The 11,808-nt window shown below is 41.5% G+C and carries 10 protein-coding genes; 6 read left to right on the top strand and 4 right to left on the bottom strand.

Annotation, left to right across the window (positions count from 1 at the left end; translation table 11 throughout):
- Nucleotides 1–153 precede the first annotated feature (153 nt).
- The gene (locus tag ACN6OV_RS06110; protein ID WP_427950778.1) at nucleotides 154–615 is read left to right on the top strand and encodes a DUF2750 domain-containing protein; all 462 of its coding nucleotides are present in this window, start codon (nucleotides 154–156) and stop codon (nucleotides 613–615) included.
- A 66-nt stretch (nucleotides 616–681) separates the two neighbouring features.
- On the opposite strand, the gene ACN6OV_RS06105 is transcribed toward ACN6OV_RS06110, so the two are convergent.
- The 4 genes from ACN6OV_RS06105 to yccS all read right to left on the bottom strand — a co-directional run bounded on the left by ACN6OV_RS06105 (nucleotide 682) and on the right by yccS (nucleotide 7,156).
- The gene (locus ACN6OV_RS06105) at nucleotides 682–1,458 is read right to left on the bottom strand and encodes a YdcF family protein (protein WP_427950776.1); all 777 of its coding nucleotides are present in this window, start codon (nucleotides 1,456–1,458) and stop codon (nucleotides 682–684) included.
- A gap of 122 nt (nucleotides 1,459–1,580) precedes the next feature.
- Nucleotides 1,581–4,154, bottom strand: coding sequence for a PepSY domain-containing protein (locus ACN6OV_RS06100; protein ID WP_427950774.1), 2,574 nt, complete (start codon nucleotides 4,152–4,154; stop codon nucleotides 1,581–1,583).
- Between the two features lie 187 nt (nucleotides 4,155–4,341).
- Nucleotides 4,342–4,902: a YcxB family protein gene (locus ACN6OV_RS06095; protein WP_427950773.1), complete on the bottom strand. Its 561-nt coding sequence runs from the start codon at nucleotides 4,900–4,902 to the stop codon at nucleotides 4,342–4,344.
- A gap of 85 nt (nucleotides 4,903–4,987) precedes the next feature.
- Nucleotides 4,988–7,156 (bottom strand): YccS family putative transporter, encoded by a 2,169-nt coding sequence (yccS, locus tag ACN6OV_RS06090; protein ID WP_427950770.1) that lies wholly within the window; start codon nucleotides 7,154–7,156, stop codon nucleotides 4,988–4,990.
- A gap of 133 nt (nucleotides 7,157–7,289) precedes the next feature.
- Between yccS and ACN6OV_RS06085 the strand changes: the two genes are divergently transcribed.
- The 5 genes from ACN6OV_RS06085 to ACN6OV_RS06065 form a co-directional block, all read left to right on the top strand.
- On the top strand, nucleotides 7,290–8,495 hold the full coding sequence (locus tag ACN6OV_RS06085; protein ID WP_427950768.1) for a multidrug effflux MFS transporter: 1,206 nt from the start codon (nucleotides 7,290–7,292) through the stop codon (nucleotides 8,493–8,495).
- A 361-nt stretch (nucleotides 8,496–8,856) separates the two neighbouring features.
- Nucleotides 8,857–10,173 carry a DcaP family trimeric outer membrane transporter gene (locus ACN6OV_RS06080; RefSeq protein WP_427950766.1) on the top strand — a complete coding sequence of 439 codons (1,317 nt, stop codon included), beginning with the start codon at nucleotides 8,857–8,859 and terminating at the stop codon, nucleotides 10,171–10,173.
- A 261-nt stretch (nucleotides 10,174–10,434) separates the two neighbouring features.
- Nucleotides 10,435–10,818, top strand: a complete 384-nt coding sequence (gene tnpA / locus ACN6OV_RS06075; RefSeq protein ID WP_427950763.1) for an IS66-like element accessory protein TnpA — start codon at nucleotides 10,435–10,437, stop codon at nucleotides 10,816–10,818.
- Nucleotides 10,815–11,150: an IS66 family insertion sequence element accessory protein TnpB gene (gene tnpB, locus ACN6OV_RS06070; RefSeq protein WP_002034689.1), complete on the top strand. Its 336-nt coding sequence runs from the start codon at nucleotides 10,815–10,817 to the stop codon at nucleotides 11,148–11,150. The genes tnpA and tnpB overlap by 4 nt, the downstream gene beginning before the upstream one ends.
- A gap of 74 nt (nucleotides 11,151–11,224) precedes the next feature.
- A partial coding sequence (locus tag ACN6OV_RS06065) for an IS66 family transposase zinc-finger binding domain-containing protein (RefSeq protein WP_427950760.1) occupies nucleotides 11,225–11,808 on the top strand: 584 nt, incomplete at its 3' end.

Genomic DNA, 11,808 nt, shown 5'->3' with positions numbered 1-11,808 from the left:
CTTAGCTCAGTTGGTAGAGCGTCTGCCTTACAAGCAGAATGTCGGCGGTTCGATCCCGTCAGCGCCCACCATATTCTTCTCCCAAAAGCTTGCCTAATCAATTCGATTTACATAGAATCCGCTCTATAATAATTTTAATATTGTATGTGATCTATGAGAAATCCATATCAACGCAAGGCAGCGTTCAAAACTCAAACAACAAATTACAACCCACAAGACGTCTATAAGAAATTTATTGAACAGATGGTCATGCAGGGTAGCATCATTGCACTGTATCAAGATGGTTGGGCACTCTGCGCAACGCCAACAGGTCAACGTTCTTTCGCTATTTGGCAAAACCGTGGATTGGCACGACTGCTGATCAAAGACAATTGGGCTAATTACGAAATTCAAGAAATATCGCTTAAAGACTTTATTGAAAAAGTGATTCCTTTTTTACGCAGTGAAAGTACCACGATATCTTTAGACCTCACCCCAGAAGGTCAAAATATTTTAGTTGCACCAGAAAAACTGTTGCTCGATTTGAAAAATTATTTATATCAAGTTTATCAACAGCGTCCTGAAGTTTTTGAAAATGTTAAAATACCCTTGCCGCGCAGTATCCGATTGAATTAATTTAGGTTCTTTCAAACCTGCTATTCAAAATAAAAGCTTTAAAGGGGTTATTTTGCTGCTCGCTCTTTAATATTCATTCAATACCCAACCACTGATATAGGCGAAATATTCACGTAACCATGAGTTATAGCGGATATATACTGGTGTTGGCGCGCTGATGGTATAAATTTGCGTATAGCCAAGGTGTTTGGCAATCGCTTGAGCTCTAGGTAGATGAAAATCACTGGTTGCAATGGCAATGGGTGCATTTAAACTGATATTCAAATCGTGAAGAATTTTTTGACTGTTGATTAGGTTTAATTCAGTACTGGTACTTTGTGCTTCCTGATAAATACGCTGCGCAGAAATAGGGTAGTGCTTGAGCAAATAGGTTTGCATCACTTCAGCTTCACTGATGCTTTCTTTAAAACCAAGGCCACCAGTCATAATCAGCTTGGTATGTGGCTGTTGCAAAGCAACGGTTGCCGCTGCATCCAAACGCGCTTGCAAGGTGGGTGAGGGGTGTCCATTTTCGATACCACTGCCGAGCACTATAATGGCTTTGAGTGCAGGTAAATCTGCTGATTTGGATATGTTGTACTGTAGGTAGGTAAAGAATATCAGCAGACTGATCAGCCAAATCCAAAAAATGCACCACGCTGTGCGCCAAAGTTTTTGTATGCGAGGATGCTGTTGTAAGATTTTTTGAATGGAAGAGGAAAATAGTCCAAAAATTAAGAAAATAATACCGAGGATCAGCGGGATGAAAATTCCTAAATGTATTTTATCTTGGAGTAATAACCAAATACTGTCCGTGACTAAAATCATACCTGCAAGTAGCAGGAAAAATCTTTTTATATTCATGGATATTTTTGATGTAGAGCAGTGATCGATTATCAGTAGTTTATCGAGATTAAGCACAATAAAAAACCAGACAATTTGTCTGGTTTTTTATTTAACGGTATTTAGTGTTAATAAACATCGTATTAGTAAACATCACGGCGGTAACGGCCATCACTACGTAATTGTTCAACTAAATCACGACCTAAAATATCCATGAGTGCATTATCAACATCGCTGGCCATGCCATGAATGCTACCACAGACATAGATGACAGCACCTTGTTCAATCCACGATTTTAACAGGGTGGCTTGTTCACGTAATTTGTGGTGAACATAAACTTTTTCCTGTTGGTCGCGTGAGAAGCACAGATCAATTTGCTGCACCAATCCCGTGGTTTGCCATGCTTCAATCGTGCTTTGATAGAAGAAATCATGTTCACGTTGACGTTCCCCGAAGATTAGCCAGTTTTGCGTATAGTCTTGACGCACACGTGCATGTAATAAACTCATCAGACCTGCGATACCTGTCCCATTTCCGATACAGATAATTGGACGGTTATCCGCAATCAGATGGAAGGATTCATTGGTCCGAATCCGTAGATGTACCGTACTGTTGATCGCAGCATGTTGAGTTAACCAGCCTGAGCCAAGTCCCAACTCACCTTGAGTATTTGATTGTTGACGAACCACCAGACGAAGCACTTGCTGCGTTGGAATACTGGCAATCGAGTATTCACGTGAAGGCAATGTCGGGAGTTGTTCCAGTAAATGATCAAGATTGGCAAAAGGTTCAACCTCAACCGTAAGGTCACGATCCCAAAGTGCAGCTTCAATCGGTTGTCGAGTTGAATCTACACGTTGACCCGATTGCAATTGATGCTGTTGCATAAATGCTGCAATACGTTCGGCACTATTTCCCGGTTGTATTTCAGCAATATCGCCCGCTTGCCAATTGGCTTCGTGCTGTGGATTTAATTCAACATTAAATGCAGGAGCGCCTAAGCTGTTTGGATTGAGCAGGTCACGTTTACTTAAGGTCCATGTATCAAAAGTTTTTTCAATATGCATACCTTGTAATTCAAGCTTTGTGGCTTTGGCAAGTGCGCTATTCCATGCTTGAATTGCTTGTGCATCACCATTATCGACTTCGATGGTATTGAACAAGGCTTTTGCACCGTTGGTTTGCATCCACGTATAGAGGGCATGACCAAAGCTACAGAAAGTCTCTGAATATTCTGTCGAACCCAATGCCAATACTGCAAATTCAATATGACTTAAATCAAGTTTTTGCGACATGATTTTACGTGCAAAGCTTGAAGCTAAATCAGGTGCTTCACCTGTACCATAAGTACTGGCAACGAATAATACTTGTGTTGCTTGGGTGAAATCTTGAGTTGTCAGTTGCTGAATAGATTTGACCGTAGCAGGCTGACGCGCCTCTTGTAAGCTGGTCGCCGTACGCCATGCCAATTGCTCCGACATACCCGTTTGTGATGCATAGCAAATCAGCCATGCTTTTGCATGTGGATCGACTGTTACAGGTGCCAAGCTTTGACGTGCTTGTTGGGTCAGTTTCTTTTGTTTACGGCGTTTCAGATACAGCATCCAGCCGGTCACAAAGAATAGCGGCATCATTAGCGACGCAATGACCACAAAGAACTGATAGATCGGGCCAAAGAAGCTACCACGATGCACAGGAAGCATGCTGCTCATGATTTTTTCATTCAGCTTTTTATCTGCATACAATTCCACATCAATCAACGTCGAACGTTGATAATTGTAGGTGGCTTTGTTGCGTGCGCGCTCATGTTGCGGTTCTGCATCGACAAAGCTAACTTCAAGTTGACCATCTGCCTTTTTAGGGATGTTGAGGGTCACACTCGAATACGCACGTCCCACTTGTTGGTTAAATCCAGTCCAGCTTTGCGTCAATGCTTGATTAATTTGATCAGGTTTTAAGCCAGCTTTTTCACGACCTTCGCCAGCTTGTTGCTTGCCATGGCCTTCTTTCAATTTCGCCGGTTTTTGTTGTAATTGTGCTTGAGGACGTTCAACTCCCAAGACTTTAAACATGCCACCACGCCACCAGTCATATGACCAATACAATCCCGTACAGGCTAAAACCAGATAAAAAATAATGACCCAAGTCCCGACTACTGCATGCAAGTCCCAAAGGAAATTACGGCCTTTAAGTTTCGGTTTAACTGCCAACCATTGTTTAACAGAATGTCTTTTCGGCCAGCGTAAATACAAACCACTCAAGACGAAGTAGATCAGCATGAGCGTACATGCACCGGTGATTTGTTTACCCACAGGACCAACAGTCAAATTACGATGCAGTTGTTGCACAAATTGGAAGAATTCTTGTCCCTTAATCTCAGGTAATACTTCGGCGGTGTAGGGGTTCACCATCATGTTATAGCCGCGTTTTGCACCTTCTTTCACAATATTTACGCTACTGGATGCACTTGGATCATGCGCAATGGTGACGCTATTAATCTTCATTTCAGGATTGGATTGGCTGAAATGTTGATACAACTGAGCAGGACTAAGTTTTGGTTGTTGTGGTACCTGAACCGTGTAACTGTCCTGATTGATTGCTTTAAGTATTTGTTGTTCATAGGAATAAATAGCACCTGTCACTCCCATAAGAGAGAGAATTAAACCCGCGCTGATCCCCAAGAACCAATGAATTTGGAATAAGGTCTTTTTGAACATGATGGAGGAAGTATTTCTAAAGGTGGCAGAATTACATCGAATTATAAACGATGATGACGCGAAGAATATGGATTTTGTAAGTAATATTCATTCTCATTATTGTTATTTTCAATAATAAATACAAAGTTAAACAAAATAAAAAACCTCCGACGAGGGGAGGTTTTTTATTTAAATCCGATGAAGGGACTTAAACTTGTTTTGCAGGACCTACAGATTCAACAAGGTGTTTACGAATAGTCGAAAATGGGAACTTTTTGCTGTCCATGCGTTTAGGCAAAATGTAAGCACCATCTTGACCTTTCACTTTAAAGTTTAAAAGAATGAAGTCAGGTGTGTCATACCATTCGTGAATGTCTTTCCAGCCTACAGTCATGGTACCCATGTTGGCGCCCATACGTTGCTGCATTGAAATGCCATGCGGTTGCACTCCCATACGAATGCCTTTAATTTCTTGAACAGGCACTTCGTTGAGTTTGCGTTTTGCGTACCATTCGATCCCGAACTTGCGAACAAGGAAGTAGATAACTACACAGACAATAGCTACCCAGCAAAATACAGTTGAGTAGTTCTGAATGAAAATTAGGCCCAATACTGCAAGTGCAATAATTGCTCCCATAATTAACCATGCTTTTTGGCCAATTTTAAAGTTGCTGCGAGATAGAACAAGTTGTGCATAACGTTGTTCTTCTTCAGAAATTTCATAAGCCACTGGCTCTAATGTATAGGCGTATAAATTTTTTGCGGTCATAGTGAAAGTAACAGATTTTAAACTGTAAAAAGTTTAGCATCATTTAACCCAATTCAGTGAGTATATTGTTCCAAAATCAGCCAAATTATAAAGAAGCCAGCTCGGTTGACTCACGATCATGTTCATGACTCAAATTTTGTTTCAACTGACTAAATTGATTCAGTACATTAAACATCAGTGAAAGCTGTTGTAGCACAATCAGTGATTTCTGATCTTCATCATTATTTTGCGACAAACGCTGACGAATTTCTTGCAACATGTTTTGCGCACTTAAGTCTGGAACTTCATCTCGCAGTAATGCCCCTTGAATATCGTCGAGGGCTTTATCCAATAATTTCAGTACCTGCTGATCTAAAATTTTGTCACGATGTGCACCAAGTGCAGCAATATAACTAATAAAAGTATGGTTCAGACACAGAAACTCAAAGGCTAGGGCTTTTTGTGATGGATCGAAATCTGGTTCGGTCGCTAAGGTTGAAATGAGCGATGCGACTTCGGCATCGGTATTATGAGCAGCACGGCGCACAATTCGATAATTTAAGCCATTGTTACGGCCAGATTTGTATTGTTCGACCACTTCGGCCAAATAATTGCATTGCGCTTGAATCGATCGGCTGATGGTGCGTGGCAAACGACGAAATTTCCAGTCGGGGAAAATAAAGCTCACACCAAACCAAGCCAAGGCACAGCCAATTAAGGTGTCGATCATACGTGGAATAGCCGCAGCAAAGCCCATGCCATCTAAATTGAAGTTAATTAACGCCAAAATGGTAATGAAAGCCGTGGCTTGAGCATATTGCTTACTGCGTAATTCAAAGAATAACACTCCGCTAATAATTAACAGCAATAATTGGCCTTCGACCGACGGAACAAAATACAAAATGGCATAGCCCAAGCATATACCGACTAAGGTGCCAATAATGCGTAAATGGAGACGGCGTTTGGTGGCGTTAAAGTTAGGTTGGCTGACAAAGAGTGCGGTTAGTAAAATCCAATACCCATAACTAATATTCGTTACTTGTACGAAGATATAACCAATCAATAAGACAATAGAAAGTCGAACCGCATGGCGGAATAAAACCGATTCTGGACTTAAATGTTGTTTAAATCGAATGACAATATCATCCCAACCTTTTAGGTCATCGTCTTTTAAGCGACTTTCAATTACAGCTTGTTTATCGATGTATCGTTCCGTTTCGACATTACGTAGCTGAGCATCGATGCCTTTTAAGTTTTGATACAGTGAAAAGAGGGAATTAATCCAAACTTCATCATATTGTTGTTCTTGGCGAAGTTTTTCTAATGATAGTTTGAGATTATGAAACGCATGCTTAAAGCGCTGATTATGATGATAAGGTTTGCGTTGTAAAATGCTCAAACTTAAATCTTTACAAGCTTTGCCTTGAATCGAGAGCACGCGTTGAAAGCGGAACAAAATATCGCTGTGTTCAAAAATGCGGGTCAGCTTTTGATAGTCAATATGGGCAGAATCGGCACGTTCATGAATGTCTTGTGCCACAAAATAATATTGTAGGCTACGACGGGTATCTTTTTGCCCACGGTCACCTTTTAAACGGGTCAGTAGCGCCGTTTTCATGTCGTTGAAAATACCAATTAATTTGCCATTTTCCAGCGACAGTTCAATCAGACTTTGCTGATAGCTTTCAGGGGTCATGTCGACATCAAATAAATTAGATTTGGCAAACAGGAAATCACCGAGGGAAGAATAACTTTGTGCTAATTTGTCTTGAACTTGGCGTACCGGAAAGAGCAGAAAACTAATGGTGGATAACAGGCCATACCAAATCGCACCGATGACCAATAAGCCAGCTTGCGTATACCAATTTTCAAATAACTCAACACCGAGCATGGAATAGACTGAAATTACCAAACAGCCGTAGGAAATGGTGGCATAACGTCGACCCAATGAACCCAATAAAATCCAGCCAAGGCATGAAACGATTAAGCCGATGGCAAATAAAATGGGGTAAGGGAAGAGTACATAAATAGAAACCGCAGTAATAAAGAAACCAATATAAGTATAAATTTGATTCAGAATCCGCACCGAAAAACGGTCATCAATATCACTCAGCCCCGCAGCCACCACACCCAAAGTCAGTGGAATGGTCATTAATTGTTGATCTAAATAATAAGGAACAAAGGCTGTACCTGCGAAGGCAATCACCATGCGCAGGTTATACATAAAGGTGGTGTTATAGGTTGCTTGTTTCAGACGTGCGAGCCAGGTGTTCAAAATAATTCCTTTGCTGAGGCAATAGAGCTGAATATATGTGTATAGCGTGATTTGTCACATTGAAGTCAAGAAATAATACTATGCACAGTGTAAACTTGTCTGCACACTTGCTTGTGATTAATGAAATATTATTATGTCAGGGACTCACTCAGAAACGGATTTTTCTCAGCGTTGGATTTTGCTGCTGGCCTTACTGACGGCACTGGGGCCGTTATCGATCGATATGTATTTGCCTGCTTTGCCACAAATGGCGGAGGATTTTCAGGTCAGTACGCAACAAGTAGCCAACAGTTTGCCTGCTTACTTTTTAGGGTTGGCAATTGGTCAGTTAATTTATGGCCCTGTCAGTGACCGTATTGGCCGTAAAAAACCTTTATATTTTGGCCTGATTTTATATGTGGTCGCGAGTTTTCTTTGTATCTTTGCTGACAATGAATGGAGTTTGATTGCTGCGCGTGTGCTACAAGCCTTAGGTGGATGTGTGGGGGTCGTCATTGCTCGTGCTGCAATTCGTGACCGCTTGAGCATGCAAGCCTCAGCTCATGCATTTGCCAGTATGATGATCGTCACCACCATTGCTCCAATCATTGCGCCTACACTGGGAGCATGGGTACTGAGTGTCTTTGAATGGCAGTTTATTTTTGCCCTGTTAATGTTGGTCGGGGTGATTTGTTTGGTCTGCGTGCATTTCTTTTTCCAAGAAACTTTGGCGGTTGAGCGTCGGCTGAATTTAAGCTTTAAACAGGTGCTGTATTTATATGCTGCGATTTTGCAGGATGAAACTTTCCGTAAACCGATGTTTGCAGGCAGTTTCTCTGGCGCGGTTTTATTTTGTTATATCAGCGCGTCATCGGCGATTTTGATGGATGATTATGGCCTAAGCCAACAACATTTTGCCTATGTTTTTGGTGGCAACGCTGTCGGCATTATGCTGTTTGCTACGATCAATAAGAAACTCGCGACACGACTTGATGTGCGACATCGTTTACAAATCGGCAATGTGCTTCAATTGTGCGGTGTATTGATTTTACTGGGTGCGGGTATTTTCAATCAAAGCTCAATTGCGGTGGTTATGTTTGGGATGTTCCTTTGTGTAGCTGCAATAGGGTTTACTGGACCGAATGCCATGGCGCTTGCCATGTCTGAACAGGGCGCGCGAGCGGGGACCGCAAGTGCAATTATGGGCAGTGCTCAATTTACCTGTGGTCTGTTGGGTGGTGTGCTTCTTAACTTTTTGCTGTGGTCGGTACTGACCAATATGGCGATCATCATGTTGGTCTGTGTGCTGATTGCGATGTTTACCATTCGTAGCTTAAAGGCACCGATAATCGCAAAATAAAGAAAAGAATGAATCTGATTGAGTTAAGCTTTTATGTAATATGTCTGATTTTTAATTCTTTTATAATACTCAAAAAGTATACATTTAGATCTTTAAGGTATTTGGGGTGAGTGTTTTTGCCATCATATTCTGCTATAAACCAGTTTTTATTAAATACTTTAGTACGATTCTAGAGAAAGTAACTGTAAATTCATATTTTTCCGCTAAAATGTTTCGTTAACGAAACACTTTATTGATGGCTTTTCTGCGACTAAAGCACGGATAGGCAGCGTTAATTTTGTCCGTTCAAATAGCGTAAAGTACAAAATAAAGTACCCGGAGATGGGACTTACAACAATGACAGGACAATAGAGAGCTTAGGATGAAAACTCAAACTGTATTTAATCCAATGAAAACCCTTGTTTTAGCGATGAGTTTGGCAACAATCTCAATGGCGCATGCGGGCAGTAATGATGCTGAAGTTGCAAAACTACGTGCAGAAGTTGCAGAACTTAAAAGCTTGATTCAAGCGCAGCAGCAGGTTCAAGTACAACAGCAAGCTGAAATTCAACAAGTAAAAGCAGCGCCAGTTGTGGCGTCAAAACCTGCTTCACCTTTTGCTGGTTTAAAATCGAAAGCTGGTGCAGATGTCAATCTATACGGTTTTGTCCGCGGTGATGCGAACTACATCATTGAGGGTGCGGATAATGACTTCAACAATGTGCATACATCGACTGGTACAACGAAAGATAAATTACGCGCAACAGCAAAAACCACACGTTTAGGTTTAGATTTTACAGCGCCAGTAGGTGGAGACAATAAGGTTGGTGGTAAAGTAGAAATGGATTTTGCAGGAACAAATGATGCTCTGCGTATCCGTCATGCGTATTTAACATACAACAACTGGTTATTCGGTCAAACTACGTCAAACTTCCTGTCTAGCCACGCGCCTGAAATGATTGATTTCAATACTAACGCAGGCGGTGGTACAACACGTGTACCGCAAGTGCGCTATAACTTCAAACTGGCACCAAAAACTCAATTATTTGTAGCAGCAGAAGAAGGCGATAGTAAGGCTTCGAAAAATATCATTGCTAATCCACCAAAAGATACTGTAACTGATTCGGCAGTTCAATATAGCCTTCCTGCATTAACTGCAAAAGTTACTCAAGGTTATGCAGATGGTAAAGGTAATGCTTCTGGTCGTGCTTTAGTTGAACATCACAAAGTTCAAGATGGTAATGATGATAAAGTAGGTTGGGGCTTGGCTGCAGGTACATCTTATGAGGTGACTAACCAACTGAAACTGAATGGTGATGTATCGTATGTTGAAGGCAATAGCAACTATTTATATGGCTCAAATACAGCATATGTTGTAGGTGCGAACGGTGATATTGAGCAGAATAAATTTACTGCTGTACAAGTCGGTGCAACCTATAAGTTCAATGAAAAACTGCGTTCGACTTTAGCGTATGGCGCATTATTTGCCGATGATGATACTACTTATGCAAAAACTTTCAAAGATGCAGGCAATACATCAGCAAACAAAGAAGTTCAGCAAGCTTGGTTAAACGTAATTTATTCACCAGTTAAGCCAATTGACTTAGGTGTGGAATATGTAAACGGTAAGCGTGAAGCATTTACAGGTAAAACATTCAAAGATAACCGTGTTGGCTTGATGGCTAAATACAGCTTTTAATCCAATCATTTAGATGAGTGTGTAAAAGCCTCAAAGTAAGTGACTTCAACCATGGCTATGTCATGGTTGAAGTTAAATCAAAAGACCTGAATTCTAAACGTGAAGTGATGCGTGCAAACCAATACTTTAACGCTACGGAATTCAGGTTTTTTATATCTTAGATTGGTATTTAAATGTAAGCGTCCGCTGAACACACCTTATGAATTCATCCTATAAGCCTTAATTTAGTCCCCACTTAAAAACAAGTGGGGACTTAAATTTATGACTACAAATAATCAGACATCCATCGCATCTCTTGCGAAAAAACGAAGAACATACAGTGCTGAATTTAAACAGCAGATCGTTCAGGCTTGTAAAGCACCGGACGTTTCAATTGCTTCGGTCGCTTTGCAACATGGATTGAATACAAATCTTGTATCCAAATGGATTCGCTTAATTGATGGTAAGCCAGGGAATGATCGCTCACCACTACCGAATAAACCTGCATTTATTGCCTTATCTTGCTCTGCACCATTAGATCCTACTCCTACTGACATGTTAAAGGTTCAAATTACTTTACCCCACTCAAAAGCAGAAATTGGCTTGAAATGGCAAGTATCAGAAATATCTGCTTTAGCAGAATTACTCAAGGTACTTGCAACATGATCCGCATCGATGAAATCTGGCTCTCCACCCAACCTCTGGATATGCGAGCAGGGATGGATACGGTCATGGCGCAGATTATGAAAGCCTTTGGCTCAATCAAACCGCATTGCGCCTACCTGTTCTGTAATAAACGTGGCCATCGTATGAAAGTGCTGGTACATGATGGACTGGGCATCTGGCTGTGTGCCAGGCGGCTGGAACAGGGAAAATTCCACTGGGCTCAAGTTCACCAAGGTGAAACCGTGGCCCTCAACCCGGAACAGTTACAGGCACTGATCCAGGGTTTGCCCTGGCAGCGCATTGGACGACAGCAGGTGGTCACAATGCTCTAAACCAGGCTCGACCATTCTGCCATCCTCCAAACGTTCTATTTCATTCTTCTCATGACCTCAGGCATACTGCGGTCATGAATACGCTGCCAGATTTAAGCCAACTGACCCATGAACAACTGCTGGAATTCACCCGGCAGTTGGCGATGCAGCATCAACAACTCGCAGAAGATAAACAACAATTAGATGCTCAAGTTCAACATCTGGAAGTATCAAATCAACAATTAGATGCCAAAGTTCAACATCTTGAAGTCACCAATCAGCAATTAGATTCTAAAGTTCAGCATCTTTCTATTCTCAATCAAAAATACGAGCATGAACTGGCGCTGTTTAAACAGCACAAATTCGGTAGTAAAAACGAACATCTCACCGCAAAACAAATCCATCTGTGGGATGAGGCGGTCGAAGAAGATATCGCAGCAGTCGATCTGGAACTGGAGCGGCTGAATGCAGATAAAACCGATGCAGCGACACAGAAAGCCAAAGCAAATAAACCTAAACGTCGACTGCTGCCCGATCATCTACACACCATTCGTATTGAGCATGAACCAACATCAACCCAATGTGCTTGTGGCTGCCAACTCCGTCGTATCGGCGAAGATATCAGTGAAAAACTGAATTTCAGACCGGCACAGTTCTATAAGGAACAGCATGTGCGTGG

This window comes from Acinetobacter sp. (assembly GCF_050285345.1).
Lineage (GTDB): Bacteria > Pseudomonadota > Gammaproteobacteria > Pseudomonadales > Moraxellaceae > Acinetobacter.
Note: the sequence above shows the minus strand (reverse complement) of the source record. Positions and strands in the feature narration are given on the sequence as shown.